This window comes from Aureivirga sp. CE67, from assembly GCF_015767245.1.
GTDB lineage: Bacteria > Bacteroidota > Bacteroidia > Flavobacteriales > Flavobacteriaceae > Aureivirga.
The window spans coordinates 51276-67349 of sequence record NZ_JADOTV010000012.1 but is presented as its reverse complement, the minus strand read 5'-3'; the positions used below and the strand labels follow the sequence as shown (position 1 = coordinate 67349).

Annotated in this window: 21 protein-coding genes; 5 read left to right on the top strand and 16 right to left on the bottom strand. The window is 27.3% G+C overall.

Annotated features, from left to right (window positions below):
* Nucleotides 1-133 precede the first annotated feature (133 nt).
* Nucleotides 134-1111: a hypothetical protein gene (locus I0K12_RS14020; RefSeq protein WP_196888759.1), complete on the bottom strand. Its 978-nt coding sequence runs from the start codon at nucleotides 1109-1111 to the stop codon at nucleotides 134-136.
* A gap of 458 nt (nucleotides 1112-1569) precedes the next feature.
* Between I0K12_RS14020 and I0K12_RS14015 the strand changes: the two genes are divergently transcribed.
* Both I0K12_RS14015 and I0K12_RS14010 read left to right on the top strand, forming a co-directional pair.
* Nucleotides 1570-2937 carry a short-chain fatty acid transporter gene (locus I0K12_RS14015; RefSeq protein ID WP_196888758.1) on the top strand — a complete coding sequence of 456 codons (1368 nt, stop codon included), beginning with the start codon at nucleotides 1570-1572 and terminating at the stop codon, nucleotides 2935-2937.
* A gap of 2 nt (nucleotides 2938-2939) precedes the next feature.
* A complete protein-coding gene (locus I0K12_RS14010; protein WP_196888757.1) occupies nucleotides 2940-3506 on the top strand; it encodes a zinc-ribbon domain containing protein in 567 nt (188 codons plus the stop codon).
* Here the strand turns inward: I0K12_RS14010 and I0K12_RS14005 are convergent.
* The 5 genes from I0K12_RS14005 to I0K12_RS13985 form a co-directional block, all read right to left on the bottom strand.
* Nucleotides 3503-3934 (bottom strand): hypothetical protein, encoded by a 432-nt coding sequence (locus tag I0K12_RS14005; RefSeq protein WP_196888756.1) that lies wholly within the window; start codon nucleotides 3932-3934, stop codon nucleotides 3503-3505. The two genes, I0K12_RS14010 and I0K12_RS14005, sit on opposite strands and share 4 nt — an antisense overlap.
* Before the next feature lie 76 nt (nucleotides 3935-4010).
* The gene (locus tag I0K12_RS14000) at nucleotides 4011-4727 is read right to left on the bottom strand and encodes a 3-ketoacyl-ACP reductase (protein ID WP_196888755.1); all 717 of its coding nucleotides are present in this window, start codon (nucleotides 4725-4727) and stop codon (nucleotides 4011-4013) included.
* Nucleotides 4728-4729: 2 nt separating this feature from the next.
* A complete protein-coding gene (locus I0K12_RS13995) occupies nucleotides 4730-5377 on the bottom strand; it encodes a peroxiredoxin-like family protein (protein WP_196888754.1) in 648 nt (215 codons plus the stop codon).
* A 94-nt stretch (nucleotides 5378-5471) separates the two neighbouring features.
* A complete protein-coding gene (locus tag I0K12_RS13990) occupies nucleotides 5472-6203 on the bottom strand; it encodes a helix-turn-helix domain-containing protein (protein ID WP_196888753.1) in 732 nt (243 codons plus the stop codon).
* 51 nt (nucleotides 6204-6254) lie between these two features.
* The gene (locus I0K12_RS13985; RefSeq protein WP_196888752.1) at nucleotides 6255-7340 is read right to left on the bottom strand and encodes a glycoside hydrolase family 113; all 1086 of its coding nucleotides are present in this window, start codon (nucleotides 7338-7340) and stop codon (nucleotides 6255-6257) included.
* Between the two features lie 84 nt (nucleotides 7341-7424).
* Here I0K12_RS13985 and I0K12_RS13980 point away from each other — a divergent pair, with 84 nt between their 5' ends.
* Entirely contained in the window at nucleotides 7425-7904 is a 480-nt protein-coding gene (locus I0K12_RS13980) for a DUF4348 domain-containing protein (RefSeq protein WP_196888751.1), read from the top strand.
* Nucleotides 7905-7983: 79 nt separating this feature from the next.
* Here the strand turns inward: I0K12_RS13980 and I0K12_RS13975 are convergent, their stop codons facing one another.
* The 9 genes from I0K12_RS13975 to I0K12_RS13940 all read right to left on the bottom strand — a co-directional run bounded on the left by I0K12_RS13975 (nucleotide 7984) and on the right by I0K12_RS13940 (nucleotide 13949).
* The gene (locus I0K12_RS13975) at nucleotides 7984-8319 is read right to left on the bottom strand and encodes a hypothetical protein (RefSeq protein WP_196888750.1); all 336 of its coding nucleotides are present in this window, start codon (nucleotides 8317-8319) and stop codon (nucleotides 7984-7986) included.
* Between the two features lie 35 nt (nucleotides 8320-8354).
* The gene (locus I0K12_RS13970) at nucleotides 8355-9434 is read right to left on the bottom strand and encodes a WG repeat-containing protein (protein WP_196888749.1); all 1080 of its coding nucleotides are present in this window, start codon (nucleotides 9432-9434) and stop codon (nucleotides 8355-8357) included.
* A gap of 13 nt (nucleotides 9435-9447) precedes the next feature.
* Nucleotides 9448-9954: a phosphodiester glycosidase family protein gene (locus tag I0K12_RS13965; RefSeq protein WP_255552900.1), complete on the bottom strand. Its 507-nt coding sequence runs from the start codon at nucleotides 9952-9954 to the stop codon at nucleotides 9448-9450.
* 21 nt (nucleotides 9955-9975) lie between these two features.
* Nucleotides 9976-10167, bottom strand: coding sequence for a hypothetical protein (locus I0K12_RS21975; protein WP_231372768.1), 192 nt, complete (start codon nucleotides 10165-10167; stop codon nucleotides 9976-9978).
* Nucleotides 10168-10219: 52 nt separating this feature from the next.
* On the bottom strand, nucleotides 10220-11737 hold the full coding sequence (locus I0K12_RS13960) for a S41 family peptidase (protein WP_196888748.1): 1518 nt from the start codon (nucleotides 11735-11737) through the stop codon (nucleotides 10220-10222).
* A 4-nt stretch (nucleotides 11738-11741) separates the two neighbouring features.
* Complete coding sequence (locus I0K12_RS13955; protein ID WP_196888747.1) at nucleotides 11742-11969, bottom strand: hypothetical protein; 228 nt, start codon at nucleotides 11967-11969, stop codon at nucleotides 11742-11744.
* A gap of 253 nt (nucleotides 11970-12222) precedes the next feature.
* Nucleotides 12223-12846, bottom strand: a complete 624-nt coding sequence (locus I0K12_RS13950; RefSeq protein WP_196888746.1) for a hypothetical protein — start codon at nucleotides 12844-12846, stop codon at nucleotides 12223-12225.
* A 23-nt stretch (nucleotides 12847-12869) separates the two neighbouring features.
* On the bottom strand, nucleotides 12870-13508 hold the full coding sequence (locus I0K12_RS13945; RefSeq protein WP_196888745.1) for an HAD family hydrolase: 639 nt from the start codon (nucleotides 13506-13508) through the stop codon (nucleotides 12870-12872).
* A gap of 15 nt (nucleotides 13509-13523) precedes the next feature.
* Nucleotides 13524-13949: a hypothetical protein gene (locus I0K12_RS13940; protein ID WP_196888744.1), complete on the bottom strand. Its 426-nt coding sequence runs from the start codon at nucleotides 13947-13949 to the stop codon at nucleotides 13524-13526.
* 292 nt (nucleotides 13950-14241) lie between these two features.
* Between I0K12_RS13940 and I0K12_RS13935 the strand changes: the two genes are divergently transcribed.
* Both I0K12_RS13935 and I0K12_RS13930 read left to right on the top strand, forming a co-directional pair.
* The gene (locus I0K12_RS13935; RefSeq protein WP_196888743.1) at nucleotides 14242-15144 is read left to right on the top strand and encodes an anti-sigma factor; all 903 of its coding nucleotides are present in this window, start codon (nucleotides 14242-14244) and stop codon (nucleotides 15142-15144) included.
* Nucleotides 15145-15257: 113 nt separating this feature from the next.
* Nucleotides 15258-15482, top strand: coding sequence for a VF530 family DNA-binding protein (locus I0K12_RS13930; RefSeq protein ID WP_196888742.1), 225 nt, complete (start codon nucleotides 15258-15260; stop codon nucleotides 15480-15482).
* Nucleotides 15483-15536: 54 nt separating this feature from the next.
* Here the strand turns inward: I0K12_RS13930 and I0K12_RS13925 are convergent, their stop codons facing one another.
* On the bottom strand, nucleotides 15537-16052 hold the full coding sequence (locus I0K12_RS13925) for a hypothetical protein (protein WP_196888741.1): 516 nt from the start codon (nucleotides 16050-16052) through the stop codon (nucleotides 15537-15539).
* Between the last annotated feature and the right edge of the window lie 22 nt (nucleotides 16053-16074).

Genomic DNA, 16074 nt, shown 5'->3' with positions numbered 1-16074 from the left:
AAAAGAGTGTTACACAACACTCTTTTTACTTGCAAAATTATAATAAAACCCCTATGCCAATTTTGCAAGATTACTTGGTTATTCTTTTTTTCATCAGGAAAAAAGAACAAAAAAACAGATTCGAATTATGAAATTAATCTAGTTTTAGCTTTATCTCTTCATTAGTTTTAATTTTTTGATACCACAAAGAATTTAAAAATGCATCTTCATTTTTGGATAAAAGACTATTCTGCATTCCTAAATAATATGGTGGAATTGCATTAATTGTCGGCACTTTTAATTCCTCAGAAAAAATTCTTCCACACCAATAATTCTTCGTTTCTTCTTTCTTTTCACATTTATTCGCATCAATGATTTTATGTAGTGGAGAATTTTCAGGAAACTGAATACTGTGCTCTGCTCCTATAATGTCTTTTTCTTTTATAAATTCAACAATTTTCGTTTGTTTTCGGTTTAAAACTCCTTTGTTATAATGTGCACTCATCAAAATCGGAATGGAAACTCCTCCCATTTTTCGATAATTTTCTACAAATTCAAAACAAGATTTCAAGTGCATTCTGGTATCAAAAACACTTATTGCTATTCTTATTTCAGCTTTATAAGAAGCCAGCTTTTTCATTGTTTTATCAGAAGGCATTTTGTATAATTTCGTGTTGAAAATCGGTAATCTTCCCGAGTTTCGAATTAATCTTGCTAGTTCTAAAGCTTTTTTCCAATTCCAAGAAGGGTCACTATTCCAACCATTTCGCATAAATCCTTGTACATTTGAAATATTTTTCAAATCTTCTGAAAATAAATCTTCATCCAAAATATTTTCAATTTGATTATGATGTGAAGTTTCTTTTTTGGTTAAATAGCACTTTTTGTAAAACATACTTGGTGTTTTTAAACATGCTAAAAACAAATCTGTTGTTATCGACTCAGAAGGCAATCCTGCTTTTTTACCAGCTCTAATTTTTTGCGCTTTTTGTGGTGTTTGATTTTCAGTTTTTGTGTTTTTTTCTTGACTCTCAACAACATTTTTATTCCATTCAGAAATTTCTGCATCTGCTTGATCGAAGATATAATCAATCCAATCTTGCATTTCTTCATTCATTACCTTTGTTTTCATTTTTTTAGTTTTAAAGTTGAAAAATTGAAGTAAGGTTGTGTTGCTTTTTGGTAATAAATATGAAAGAATTTAAGTCGTAAATCTTTTAGGTATTATTAAAAATTCGATTCTTATATTATTTGAATTTACTTTTTTAATTTTTCTACATATAGGTCTTTTATATTGAAAACTGAATTATAGGAAAGAATAAACATTAGTACGTATTATGAGTAAAGTTTTTTTTAATCTAAAACACACCCCTAACCCCTCTCAAGAGGGGAACTTGACAATCTGTATGTTATTATACAAATCTAAACGTGATAATATTTATTATAGAATAAGAATGTTTGCTATATATTTTTAAAATTTTACAAGCATAAAGTTATAGATTTTTAATAGTCTACAAATTTTCAGTAAATCATTTAATAAAGAATTAACTATTTATGAAAAAGTTTATTTTTGAAAAAAAATAGAAAAACATGAACATAACTGGTGTAATTGAGACAATCTTTAAAAAATATTTACCATCTCCTTTTACAATTGCTATATTTTTAACCTTATTAACAATTGTCTTGGCTTATTTTTTCACGCCAAGTCAAACAGAAGGAAATCATTTTGTAGAAATATTATCTTTTTGGGAAACAGGAATTTGGTCAAACGGATTGTTAGTTTTCGCTTACCAGATGATGTTAATCTTAGTTTTGGGACATGTTTTAGTTTTGACAAAACCTGTAAATAAACTGATTTTAAAACTTACAAGTTTTGCTACTTCTACTTCAAAAGCTGTGGTTTTGGTGAGTTTTACTACCATAATTGTTGCTTTTTTCAATTGGGGATTAGGTTTAATTTTCGGAGCAATTTTAGCTAGAAAAGTTGGTGAATATGCACAGAAAAATCAAATTCCGATGAATTACCCATTAGTTGGAGCGGCCGGATATGTTGGACTAATGGTTTGGCACGGAGGATTAAGTGGTTCTGCTCCGTTAAAAGTTGCCGAAGCTGGACATTTAGAAAAGCTTCTAAAAGGAACTTCTCTTCAAAATATTCCAGAATATATTCCTACAAATACTACGATTTTCAGTTTTTCTAATATGGCAATTTTTGCTGCATTGTTGATTATTACTCCTCTATTTTTAAGTTTTTTAGCCAAAAAAGTAAAACCTACAGAAATTAATCTTCCTACTTATCAAATGGAAGAGTCGAATAAATTAAGTAAGCTTATTGGTGCAGAAAAATTAGATCATTCTAGGATTTTAGCAACTATTTTCGGTTTGGTTCTTTTAGTTACATTTTTTATCAAATTTGGAAAACAAGTTTTAGAATTAAAATTTACTCTAAACGGAATCAACTTTTTAATGCTTGGTCTTGGTATTTTATTACATCAAAATTTTAGAAATTTCTTAAACGCCATTGAAGAAGCAATCAAAGGAACTTCTGGAATTTTAATCCAATTCCCTCTATATTTTGGAATTATGGGAATCATGAAATCTACTGGAATGGTAGCGCAAGTTTCGGATTTCTTTGCGGAAATTGCAACACAAACAACACTTCCTATTTTTACATTTTTCAGTGCAGGTTTGGTTAATATTTTTGTTCCAAGTGGCGGTGGACAATGGGCAATTCAGGGACCAATTATTGTAGAAGCTGCAATGAAATTAAATGTTCCACTTTCAAAAGCCATCATGGCGCTTGCTTATGGAGATCAAATCACAAATATGTTGCAACCTTTCTGGGCTTTGCCGCTTCTTGGAATTACAAAATTAAAAGCGAAAGAAATTCTTCCTTATACGCTTCTTTTGATGTTAGTTGGAATTGTGATTTATATTGGAGGATTGTTGATTTTTTAAGAATGAAAAAAGAAAAAGAATTTCCTATTTGTCCATCTTGTAGAAATGGAAAATACCAATCTGAAATGGAAAAATCTATTTCGGCATATGTAAATCATGAAAGAAAATTATACAAACATTATAATGAGTTAGACTTAAATCCCTATGAATCTTTTTTTAATTCTAATTTTGATTGGGCTTGTGATAATTGTATAAATGCTAATAAAACTCTAAAAGCTAATCCTGAACTTCAAAATGGTTCTTGGATTAGTCATTTTTTTTATTCAGATTTAAAATTAGTTTGTTCTACTTGTAAAACCGATTTCACTTTCTTTAAAGAAGAAAAACAATTTTGGTATGAAGAAATGCAATTTAAAAATGATAATCGTCCTATAAACTGTGTAAAATGTAGAAAGGAAAAGAGATTAAGAAAAAATGAAAATACTTTACTATCTGATATTTTTAAAAAAGAGGAAAAAGAAATTTCTATTTCTGATTTAGAAAAGGCAATAGAAATTTATTTAAAATGGGATAAAATTGAGAAAGTAAAATTTTATCAAAATAAATTGAAAAAAAAACTAAAGAATTAATCTTTAATTGTATTCAAATTATTTCCTAAAAACTTATTTTTCAAAACATTAAAACAAATCTCCCACAACAAAATACTTGACCAAAAACTAAAAATCATATAATTAAAATATCTTTTTTCATCAGAAATTTCCTTCATACAACCTGCATTTAGATTGATTATTTCACTTATATAAATTCTAAAACACAGCAATAAAATGGAGAAAGCTAAAATTGGGAACAATAATGTCCTGTGATTTATAGAAACAATTCCTGAAAACTTTTTACTTAAATTAAAATGTAATTTTATATATAAAATTGGAATACTTATAATCCCTAAAATAGAAGCTATAAATGGTAAAAATATTCCAATTACAAGAATTAATAGAATGAAAAAAATAAAAAATTTTGAAGTTTCGAAGTAAATATTTTGTCTTTGTATAAAATTCATAGATTTTTTTGTGAGCTGTAATATAAAAAAAGCTAGCTCATAAGAACTAGCTTTCAATAAATATATTTTTTAAAATCTATGGATTCGTTGACCAAATACCAGATTCTTTGATAAATACTCTTCTGTTCAGTTTTAATTGCGCTATAATTAATTCTGCAATGTCTTCTGGTTGCATTACTCTTTCAGGATTTCCATCTGTTAAATTAAGATCTAAAGCCATATCCGTAGCAACAGTACTTGGAGTCAGCGCAGATACTCGGATATTGTGTTTTCTCAACTCTTGCATCAAAGATTCTGTAAGTCCAAGAACTCCAAACTTAGAAGCACTATAAGCACTTGTTACAGCAGCACCTTTTTGTCCAGCAGTAGAAGAAATATTGATAATATCTCCAGCCTGTTTTTCAATCATTTCTGGTAAAAATGCTCTAGTAACATAATAAGTACCTAAAAGATTAATTTGAATTACTTCTTCCCATTGAGAAACCTCAAGATCCATGAATTTTCCAAACCTTCCGATTCCAGCATTATTAATCAAAATATCGATGTCTCCAAAATTAGATTTAATTTCTTCTGCTGCTTTATTTACCGATTCTAAGGAAGCAACATTAGCTGTAGTTGCATAAGATTTCACACCTAATTTTTCTGCTTCAGCAGCAACTAAATCTACATCTTTTTGAGTTCTAGAAACTAATGCTACATCCACACCTTCGTTTGCTAATGCTAAAGCAATTGCTTTCCCAATTCCTTTTCCTGCACCAGTAATTAATGCTTTTTTACCTTTTAAACTTTCCATTTTTATTTATTATTATTTTTTATTTCACTTAAAATTGTATCAGGATTTAATCTTTCTGTATAATCTTCAGGAATGAAACTGTAAATAATCTCTCTTTGTTTGTTTAAAACATACGTTGCAGGCATTGGCAATTCAAAATCATCATTTCCATTATGTTTATCTACTTTTATATTGAAACAATCATATATTTTTTGTAGTTCTTCTGGCATTTGAAAAACCAATCCTAGAGATTTCGCATACACATTATCCAAATCACTTAAAACTGAAAAATCCAAATTATTTTTTTGGTATGTTTCCGATGAATAATCTGGAGTTTCTGGTGTAATCGCAATCAAGCTAGTATTCAATTCTTTCAGTTGTGGAACAATATTTTGAAGTGCTTTTAATTCTAAATTACAATAAGGACACCAACCACCACGATAGAAAGAAATCACCAAAAAATCATCAGAGAAATCGTTTAAAGAAACTTCTTTATTATGGATATCAATCAGATTAAAATTAGGCAAAATATCACCAACTTGAAAAGCATTTTTACTTAATTGTTCTTGAATTAATTTATTGGTACTCTCCTCCATCACATTCCAAATATCTGTTGGAATGTTTGCTTTATTGTTTGCTTTTGTTTCAGCAAGTTGTTTATTTAAATCCATCTTCATTTGCTTTGTTTAATTATAAAGCAAAAATGAGTTAAAATGAAGGTTTAGAAAATGTAGAAAAATTAAAAAAGATGGAAAATATTCCCACTTAGTTGATGTTGAACTTTTTTCTGTATTGTGTAGGCGTCAAACCTGTGTCGTTCTTGAAGTATTTAATAAAATAATAAGGATCTTCAAAACCTAATTTATAAGAAATCATCTGGCTAGTATCTTCCGTATTGACAAGTAAATTTTTAGCTCTCTGAATTACTTTTTCTTTTATAAAATTACACGGAGTTTTTTCAGTTGTTTTTTTAACCTCTTTAATTAGTTTTTTCAGAGGAATATCTAACATTTCTGCATAAGTTCCTGCACAATAATTTTTTTCTAAATGTTGTTCAATCAAATCTGAAAATTGCTCCACAACAGATTTTTCCTTTAAACTATATTTATAATTAGAAATAAAATCATTGGTTAAAATATGAAGATAACTATTTCTTAATTGTGTGTTTTCTTCAATTTTAGAAATAGAATTCAATAGGTTTTTTATTCCATCTATATTATTAATTTGAAGAACCTGAAAGAAATTTGAAAGTGAATTGATTTCTGTTTTTAAGTCCGAAAAATTTTGCAAAAATTCAGTATCTAAATTTAAAATAAAACCTTCGATATATGGCGAAGCAGCAATAACTTCAAACGGTTGATTAAAGAAAAAAAAGCTTTTGGAAGGAATTGGGAAAATTTCTTCTTGAAGTTGAATCGTGATATTTCCACTTAAAACAACACAAATATTTAATTCTGAAGCTTCTACTTTTTGATTATTTCTCAATACTTTCAACATAAGTCAATCTCCTTTTTTTGAGATGTCAAATGTAAAAAATTATTGAAAATTCTAGTCTACATTTTTTGTATAATATTTCTTAATAATTTCCTGAGCAGGTTTTCCTGAAACTTGCCAACCATTATTATGCCCACCAACGTGTTCTGTAAACGAAATTTCCCATTCCCAGAAAAAACCACCAGCAACCCAAGGTTCACCCCAGAAAGTTTGATAAAAACCTTCATAACCATTGTTCTGAGCTTCGTGGTTTACATTTGAAACACTGAAAGGTTCTAGTTCCCAAGCTTTCCAAGCAGCAAAATCTATACTACGAAAACCATATTCTGAGAAAAGAATTGGTTTATTATAAAAACATGAAAAATCTTCTAGATTATTTTTGATTGGTTGAAAAGCATCTTTAATTTCTTCAACTGTTGGCGTTTCTTTATTCACCAAAGGAAAATAAGAATTCACTCCTATAAAATCTAAATCTTCCCAGAAAGTAATTCCTTCGTATTCATCCCAATTTGCGGCATAAGTCAATTGAATATTTGGGTAATTTTCTCTCAAATGCAAGATTAAACCTTTAAAAAACTGCGGTCTTCTTTTTGTAAATTCTCGCAATTCATTTCCGATAGAAAGCATTTTGATTTGAGGATATTCCAAAGATAATTTTGCAACCTCATCAAATAATTCAAAATATGTATTCTCGATTTCTAGCCATTCTTCTTCTGTTTCCACATAAAAATCTCCCCAAAACTCTACTGTAGAATATGAAAAATCTGTAAGCGGTTTTAAAAGAATATAATCTATACCATTATTGTTCAAAACTACTGGAATCACTCTATTTAAAAGTTCTAAATATTCTGGAATACGAAATTCATAAGGCCTATTCATATTCACAAAATCATCTGTTTTCAATCTAATAATTTCAGACATCGCAAGCCAATTCGCTCCTGTCTTTTTATGCATATAAATATTCGGCTGATAAACTTCATGAACACTATTAAATTGTAAAATCGATCCTCCATTTATTTTTTCAGAAATAGCAATGGTGCAATTTTCTTCTGGATTTTGATTTATAATTTGAGAAGAGTCTTCCTTTTGACAAGAAAAAAAGAATATTACAAAAAATGAAAAAAGAATATTTTTAGACATATAGAAATACATTTTTCTTTTTGTCGAAGATATTTAAGAGAATTTACAGGAAGTTTATTTATAATTGTAAAAAATAATTGAATTATGAAATTCTTGAAATTTAGTTTTATAATTATTTCTATGCTCTTTATTTCATGTAAAGAAAATACGGAAAAACCTAAACCTTTAGAAACAAAAAAAATTGAAAAGAAGAAAGTAAAGAAAAAGAAAAAACGAATTTATATTCCAGAAACTGTAGATTATAGTTTTAATGAATTTTTGATGTATTTCAGCGCAGATTCTACATTTCAAATGGAAAGAGTTCGTTTTCCTCTAAAGGTACAGCAAATGGATATTTATGAAGGAGAATTAAAAAACAAAACTGTTTTTATTACAGATTATTGGATTAAAAAGTTTCTTCCTTATGATAAAAACAATGGAGATTATAAACAGGATATTGAAATAAAAGAAAACGAAGCGATTATCTCTATTAAAGGAATTGAAAATGGTTTGGCTGTCTTCTATGAATTTAAAAAAATAGATGATCAATGGTTTTTGGTTACTTGGAGAGATTATTCAACTTAAAAGATAAGTTTTAAATCTGTTTGAATAAACCTCATCGATTTAATTCACATAAAAAAAAGCCTATTTGTAATAGACTTTTTCATCTTTTCACCAAATAAGAATTAAATGAACGAACTGCTTTTACCTCCTGTTGCCAAAAAATCATTGGAATAAATGATATTAATGAACTGATCATACCTAAGAAAAAAAACAAAAAAACAGCGAAAGCTATTCCTGAAAAACCTATTATCAAAAGCATTAATTTTCCGATTTCTGCTTTCACATCATTGATATGCTTTTTTTCAAAAACACCACAATTTTGGCAATTTACATTGAATTCTCTACCCTTCTCCATTTGCAATTCAGGTCTTGTGCTAGCAAATGATTTTATTTTTATCTCTTCTTTACAAGAAGAACAAACTGTGTATAATTTCATTATTTATTTTAATTAACTTAAACGATATTTATTTTTTATTTTAAATCAAAACTCACATGATGATTAATATTTTCCCCTGTAGAATCTATCACATAATAAAAATCAATTTTAGTCAAAATTACAGCATAATTATTTTTAAAAGGTTTGAAGCTTTTATTAAATGGAGGAACTAACTCTTGGCCTTTCCTATCAATAAACCCCCAAAATCCATCTTTAGAAACAGCAGCAAATCCTTCACTAAAACTATGTACTTTATCATAATTTAATTCATAAAGAATTTCATTTTTTTTATTTATTATAAACCATTTCCCATCTTTTAATACGTTTGCTAATCCATTAGAAAAAGAAGTAGCATCATCATATTCTGTAGGTATTACAATTTTTCCTTTTTTATTAATGTAACCCCATTTATTATCTATAGGCACAACAGCCAATCCATCTTGAAAATTCGTTGCATATTCATACTTTATTGGTATAATTTCTTTCCCTTTTTTATTTACAAAACCATATCTATCATTTTTTGTAACAACTGCTATACCTTCTGAAAATTCCATCATATTATCATATTTGAATGGAATAATTACTTTTCCTTTTTTATTTATAGCTCCAAACAATTTATTCTCAGAAGACTGTACTGGAGCTAAACCTTCTTTAAAAGATTTTGCAGTCAAATAATTAAAAGGAATCACTTTATCTCCTTTTTTATTGATATAACCATAATTTTTAAGATCAAAAGAAACTGAAGATAATCCTTCTGAGAAGGAATGAGCATCATCATAAATCAAAGGAATCTCTTCACTACCAAACCTATCAATAAATCCATATTTAAAACCTCTAGATACTTTTGAAAAACCTTCTGAAAAATCTTCAACATTATCATATACATAAGGAACCACAAGCTCTCCCTCTAAATTAATAAACCCCAATTTCCCTTTGTTTATAACGCCTAATAATCCTTCTGAAACATTTGTTTTTATTTTTCTTCTAATATCTTTTATTTCACTTAGTGGTGAATCATAGTCAACATCCTTATTAAAATCACGGATAAAAAATATTACTTGAATTAATGTTACCAAAAAAAGAACAACACCTGAAATTTGCTTTCCTACACTCATCTTTTTTTTTCTATTATTTAATTTCCCCTATTATTACACCAAAATTACCTCCTAATTGCCCATAATCTTTTTTTGGGAGATATGTTTTAGAAACAAATCCATCAAGATAAAGAGCATTTTTACAACCTCTAGACTTAAAAAAATCTGCAAAATTATATAGGTTTATCTTTTCTTTAGACATTGCAAAAAGGACATTTCCATTTGGTAAAATTCCAACACCATTTCTGATATTAATATTTTCTGATGGTTTTCGAAATTTTGAATTTATCCCACCTTCAATCAACAACATCGGTCCAGATTGTGTTGCATATTTTACATTCTGATTCTGAAAATCTTCAGTTTTACAAACAATTCCTTTTTGATCATTTGTTATTACAAAAACACCATTTGGTTGCATGTAAAAATTTCCATAAGCATCTTTTTTTCTATTTAAAGAATTCTTCTCTTTTCCATTTTCAATAAATAACCCAAGTGGACTTAAATCTTTTTTATACATACCAGCATTCATGGCAAAAACCAACTCTTTTCCATCATGTTTTAACTAACGCATAAGATTTTCAAAATTCTTATAATTTTGTCCTTTTTCATTTTTCCAAAACATTCTTAAATCTTGACTTTTAAGATTTACTTCATAAAATAGAATGTTCGATTTTTCAGGTTTAACACAATTAATAAAAGAAAAAATAGCAATAGCTATTAAACTAATCTTACAAATCCATAGAATTTTTTTCATTTTAATTTTCAACACCTTTTTATAATCATCCAAAATGATCTCAAAAAAATAATTAAACATCATTATTCCTCTCTTTAATAATCTGTTTTAGTTTTTCAAGCTGCGTATCTCTTATCCAAAAAACTTGATCAATATCTCTATTTATTTCAATGTCTGGATCTGTACCAACACAATCAAAAAGATTTCCATCCTTTTGATAGGAAATCATAATACTAATTTTTAATTCAAGTCTAGAATGTGGCAAATGAATTTTAGGACTTACACTACTTGATCCATCTATTTTCTCACCAACAATTGTAATATTTGGTAAACCTTTAAATGCTGCTACTAATACTGATGTAGCACTTCTTGATTTTTCATTACACAATATATAAATAGGTTTATCGTAATAATAATCAGGATTTACGGTCTTTTTCCCATTAAAAACCATATAGTAGTATGATCCAAAAATACCATCTTCAAACGTATATTTTGGATTAAATTTTTGATTAAATTTTTCAAGAGCCAATTTTTCTTCTTCATTCATTTCTTCTTCTGCCACTAATTGACGACTTTCTATACCAATTTTCTGACGATCAGTTAGGGCTCCTGCCCCTTTAAATCTCGCCGCATTTGTAATATAAATTGAATCTGGATGAATTACATATTTAGCAAAATCGTATGTAAAATCACGATAACCTCCTTTATTTCCTCGTACATCTAAAATTAAAGCTTTAGAAGAATTTTTTATTTGTTTCATAAAAGTATTGAAATAGTTGAAAAACCCCGGAACATTCTTCCTCGTAAACATTTCAGGAACATGCAAATACGCAACACTATCCTTTATTGAAAATAGTTTTTTGCATACTTTTTTATTATTATAATCTTCTGCTTTATATTTAGAGTATTTAGCTTCAATTTTTTCTTTCCATATTCTTCCTCTTTCTTTTCTTTCAACCATTTTCACATAAAAAGTTGTGTCTTTTTGTTGAAAAACATCTGTAAATGTAAAAAGTATTGAATCTTTAAGTGGTAAATTTAAATTTGTATAAATTCTTGAAACATCTCTAAGTTCATTTAAACCTCTTAAAAACCTTGCATTATCTGGAGCATGTTTATCTCTTGGAACTCCATTTAAAGCAAAATATTCGATTGGTTTTAAATCAATTTCTTTAAGATAAGGGTAATTTATATTCCAAAAATAATATTCTTTATCACACTTTTCATTATCTAAAACCAATACATTATCATTTAAAGGAGCTAATGTAAAAGGTAAATATTTAACATCTTTCAACTCAAATCCTTTTGCATACGCATGTCTATCTCCAAATTCTCCAAGAATATTATCTAAATAAATACCAAATTCAGCTTTATTTATAAACTCCTTACCCTCATTTTTTTTTAAATATTTATCAAAAGCTTCTTTATAGTCAAAATCTGTTACATGATGATAAGCAGATTTTTGATCTAAATATTTGGTCAATGCTTTTAAATCCAATCGAACTTCTTCATAATCTAGAAATTCTTTATTAGCATTCTCTTCACAAGCTAAAAAACTCAATACAAACAATAAAAGTAAAAGTTTTTTCATTTTTTTATTCTTTTAAATAAACGATTTCAATTCTATTTTCTTCTCTTTTACTTACAAAAACACTCCCTTGTTCTCCACTACTTTTCATAAAAAAACAGTTCATTTTCTTATATTTTTGAAATGAAGTTAGCCATGTAACGTCATAAATGTTATTCGTAATTAAAGTATCAATTAGTTCCAACTCTCCTTCATTCAGCTCACTTAAGTAAAAAATATATTGTTTATTTTTCACCCTTCTTACAATTGAAGTTAATTTTTCATTAAAGTTAAAAGCATATTTTGTTAAAACATCATTTTTTTCAAATATTTTTTCAACTTTTTTATTATCAGCAATTCTATCAATATCTAAAACACCTTTTAAATCATTAACTATCTACGATTTATAAAATTACAAACACTAAAGAATCTTTTGATTTTTTAAATTAGAATTACAAGCATTTAAGAAAAAAAGAAGGATAATAAATAAAATTCTAAGTAATTTATATTTAATAGCAACCAAAATAACTTGTTTTATACATGTTTTGTTCTTTTTTCATTACAAGATAAATTCCTAATCTAGGACATATTTGCATTTCAAAAAATTGTAGAGAATCTGATTTTTCTTTTGGAATAAAACTTAAAATTATAACTCCATCCAAAACTTCTTGTTCTGCTATTATTACTTTTTCAACATTAAATTCTTTAATAAAAACCTGATAATCTTCTGAAAAAGGACTTATATTCAATTCTTCAGAACTATATTCTTTTATTTCAATTACATTATTTTCATCATTAATAAAATAAAATCGATCCTTTTTAAAACCTACCGAAAAAAATCTTTCTTTTCCTTTTATTTTATATTCATACTCAGAAAATAAAATATTTTCTATTTTTCGTTCTCTAACTTTTTTAAATTTAAAAGGTATTTTTTCAATCGATTTAGGTTCAGATTGAACACAAAAGGAATCTAAAGAGGAATTATATCTTTTTAAGGAATCTATTTCAAAATAACTATTAAAACGATCATAAGTATTTGTTTGTCCAAAGCTTAAACCAAAAACCATAAAAAACATAAAGTTTATATAAATAGTTCTAAAAGTAATACCTATCTTATCAAATCTAAGTTTCATACCAATATTTAAAAACAGTAAGCTTATATTTCAAAGTTTGTCAAATCTTCAAAATGTTTAGTCATTCCGTTCTCTAACATTTTTTGCTTATTGACATTTCCAATTCCTATAAAGTCAATATTTAAATTTTGAGCAGTTTTTAAATCCCAAAGTCCATCTCCAACAGAAATTATTTGCTCAAAATCTTCAACATCATAAAACTTTTTGGCATTTTCGATAGCTTGAGAAACTATCTCTTCTCTAGAATAAAAATTATTTGAACCTACCAATTGTTCCTTTTCAAAACGAATTCCAATAGATTTCAAGCGATATTTTGCTGTTTTTTCTAGAGAACCCGTTGCATAACAAATTGCAATATGTGAATTTGCTTGTAAATTTTCAATCAGCTTTTTGGCTCCTTTAATTTCTTCAAAATCAAAATTTATAATCTTCGAATACATGATTTCCTCCAATTCTTCCAATTTTTCTTTGGTAAAATTTTCTCCAGTTGCAGTTTCAAAAATCTCTTTTGCAATAAAAGAATCTGAATGATGTTTATAATTATCAAAATCCGCATTGAATTCTTTTATCCCAATTTCAGAAATCATCTCACGATAAATTTTCTTATAAATAGGAATCGAATCTGTCAGCGTTCCATCTATATCGAAGATTATAAGTTTCATATTTTGAATTTATTTTTAAGAAAATTTAAAATTCGGTTTTGGTAATTCTTTACCTTTTAATTTTAAAGTAATTTTTGTCATTAAAAAAGTTGTGACTAATACAGGATACCATATCAAAAATATTTCTTTTGGTCGTTCAATATTAAACAAACTTTTAAAAGAAGGTATCTCACCATTATTAAAAATTAAAAGGAAAAATCCGATAAAGCCTGTTCCAAGAAGAACGTTATTTATAATTTCCTGATTTCGAGATTTATTTACAACCAAATACATACCTAAACCTATATACCATAACAGTCCTAGGAAAAGAATAAATGTAAGAAACAATTCCTCTAGGTTAAAATAAAAAACCTGCTTGTTAATTGTAAAAAGCGCAATCATAAATACAGGAGAAGCGAATACCAATGCGACAATCACCATCAACCTTATTAATTTTTCCATAATATTTTTATTAATTTATCGGCAATATATGATTTATTTAACATATTTAACTGAAATGTAATTATCATATTTTCAATAAAAAAATTCAAAAACTTTACTTCAAAATAATCATAAAAACTAAATCAATAAAAGCATTATTTAACTCAAAATATTCCATAATAAAATTCAGCCATTTCTTAATTTTTTGTTAAAACATTAACTAGAAGATATTTAACTGTAAGCTTAAAAATTTAATACGTTCTAAATAAGCAATGAAATTATTTGCTAACATTTAATAAATATAACTAACGAAATGAGAAAACTGATTTATGGTTCATTATTATCATTAGGACTTGTAGCTGCTTCTTGTAGCAGTGATGACGACACAACCTCAACACCAGTTGAAGAAAAATCAATGTTGAATTTAAACTTAACAGGTCTTGAAAGTTTAGGTGATAATTATGCATATGAAGGATGGATTATTGTAGATGGAAACGCTATCAGTACAGGAGTTTTTACTGTGGATGGTACTGGTAATTTGTCTAAAAAAGATTTTGAATTGAACAAAGCAGACTTAGATGCTGCAACAAAATTTGTTTTAACAATAGAGCCAGCAAACGATACAGATCCTGCTCCTTCAAACACAAAATATTTAGTAGGTGATTTCAACGGAAATTCTGCTTCTGTTAATACAGCAATTGTAGGAGATTTTTCAAACTCAAGTGGACAATTTATTTTAGCTAGTCCAACAGATGATGTAGTTGATAATGATCAATATGGTATTTGGTTTGTAAATCCTACAGGAGAAAACCCTGTTGCTTCTTTAAACTTACCGGAGCTTGAGGAAGGTTGGAAATATGAAGGTTGGGTTGTAACAGAAGACGGAAAACCATTAACAACAGGAACTTTTACAAATGTATCTGCTACAGATGAAGCTGCGCCTTTCAGTGGACCAGTTGCACTTCCTATGCCAAATGGTGAAAACGGATTCTTCCCTGGTGAAGATTATTTAGTTAATGCTCCTGACGGTGTAACTTTCCCTTTAGATGTAAGAGGAAAAACGGTAGTTATTACTGTGGAACCTTTCCCAGATAATGACGCAAAACCTTTTACGCTAAAACCTTTAGTTGGAACTGCTGGAGAAATGATTGGTGGTGCAAACTTACATGATTTAGAACTACAAAATAACTTTCCTACAGGAACAGTAACAAGATAATTTAGAAAGAGATTTTCTAAGTTTTATTTGGATTTGAATGAAAAGAGACTATTTATATAGTCTCTTTTTTTATTTGAAAGAACTTATCTACTTTTGTATTTTAAATTATATTTATGGAAAATCAACCGAATAATCCTTCTCATGGAGTAAAATTGAAGCAAATGATTGTAGAACTTGTCGACTATTATGGTTGGGAACATTTAGGATATAAAATTCCGATTGGTTGTTTTAAAAATAATCCTTCTATTGGTTCTAGTATTACTTTTTTAAGAAGACACTCTTGGGCGAAAAACAAAGTGCAAGATTTATATATCGAAATGAAACGCAAAACTTCATAAAAAAAAAGCTTTATCGGTTTGATAAAGCTTTTTTTTTAAGGTGTACACTTAAATTTATTTCATTTTTTCTTTTAGAATATTTTTCATTACTTCACAATCTTGATTGGACATAGATTTCTTTGGAATAACATAAATTTGACTTCCTTCCAATTCAAAATAATCATCAAGAATCTTTATTATTTTAAAATTCGTCCAATTCTCCATAAATTCATTTTCTCCTTGAATAAAAATAAATGAATTAGAACCTAACTCGATTCTAAATTCTTTATATGTTTCTATTTGATCTAAAAAATCATGAATTAGTTTTTTCCATTTAAATAGTTTAAAACAAGCAGAAAAATAAAACAACAATACTACGAAAAATAATAAAGAACTAATCATTGCAATTTCAAAACTGTTTTTATAAAATGAAAAGAATACGGACAAAACCAACAAAATAAAAAAGAATAACGCACTATGAAACAGTGTTTTTGTGGTCATACTCTTAAAATAGTTTCCTTGATTATTTTTAAAATAAATATTTTCAAAATCTTTTCTGTTGTAATTTAATTGAATCTCTATATTTTTCATTTGCACAATTTAAGTTTTTTAA

Coding starts and splice junctions, on each gene's coding strand:
- I0K12_RS13950 (WP_196888746.1), bottom strand. CDS start 12,846: ATGAAACTTAGATTTGATAAGATAGGTATTACTTTTAGAACTATTTAT.
- I0K12_RS13935 (WP_196888743.1), top strand. CDS start 14,242: ATGAGAAAACTGATTTATGGTTCATTATTATCATTAGGACTTGTAGCT.
- I0K12_RS14005 (WP_196888756.1), bottom strand. CDS start 3,934: ATGAATTTTATACAAAGACAAAATATTTACTTCGAAACTTCAAAATTT.
- I0K12_RS13985 (WP_196888752.1), bottom strand. CDS start 7,340: ATGTCTAAAAATATTCTTTTTTCATTTTTTGTAATATTCTTTTTTTCT.
- I0K12_RS14020 (WP_196888759.1), bottom strand. CDS start 1,111: ATGAAAACAAAGGTAATGAATGAAGAAATGCAAGATTGGATTGATTAT.
- I0K12_RS13990 (WP_196888753.1), bottom strand. CDS start 6,203: ATGTTGAAAGTATTGAGAAATAATCAAAAAGTAGAAGCTTCAGAATTA.
- I0K12_RS13980 (WP_196888751.1), top strand. CDS start 7,425: ATGAAATTCTTGAAATTTAGTTTTATAATTATTTCTATGCTCTTTATT.
- I0K12_RS13930 (WP_196888742.1), top strand. CDS start 15,258: ATGGAAAATCAACCGAATAATCCTTCTCATGGAGTAAAATTGAAGCAA.
- I0K12_RS21975 (WP_231372768.1), bottom strand. CDS start 10,167: ATGAAAAAAATTCTATGGATTTGTAAGATTAGTTTAATAGCTATTGCT.
- I0K12_RS13945 (WP_196888745.1), bottom strand. CDS start 13,508: ATGAAACTTATAATCTTCGATATAGATGGAACGCTGACAGATTCGATT.
- I0K12_RS13925 (WP_196888741.1), bottom strand. CDS start 16,052: ATGAAAAATATAGAGATTCAATTAAATTACAACAGAAAAGATTTTGAA.
- I0K12_RS13995 (WP_196888754.1), bottom strand. CDS start 5,377: ATGGATTTAAATAAACAACTTGCTGAAACAAAAGCAAACAATAAAGCA.
- I0K12_RS14010 (WP_196888757.1), top strand. CDS start 2,940: ATGAAAAAAGAAAAAGAATTTCCTATTTGTCCATCTTGTAGAAATGGA.
- I0K12_RS13960 (WP_196888748.1), bottom strand. CDS start 11,737: ATGAAAAAACTTTTACTTTTATTGTTTGTATTGAGTTTTTTAGCTTGT.
- I0K12_RS14000 (WP_196888755.1), bottom strand. CDS start 4,727: ATGGAAAGTTTAAAAGGTAAAAAAGCATTAATTACTGGTGCAGGAAAA.
- I0K12_RS14015 (WP_196888758.1), top strand. CDS start 1,570: ATGAACATAACTGGTGTAATTGAGACAATCTTTAAAAAATATTTACCA.
- I0K12_RS13970 (WP_196888749.1), bottom strand. CDS start 9,434: ATGAGTGTAGGAAAGCAAATTTCAGGTGTTGTTCTTTTTTTGGTAACA.
- I0K12_RS13975 (WP_196888750.1), bottom strand. CDS start 8,319: ATGAAATTATACACAGTTTGTTCTTCTTGTAAAGAAGAGATAAAAATA.
- I0K12_RS13940 (WP_196888744.1), bottom strand. CDS start 13,949: ATGGAAAAATTAATAAGGTTGATGGTGATTGTCGCATTGGTATTCGCT.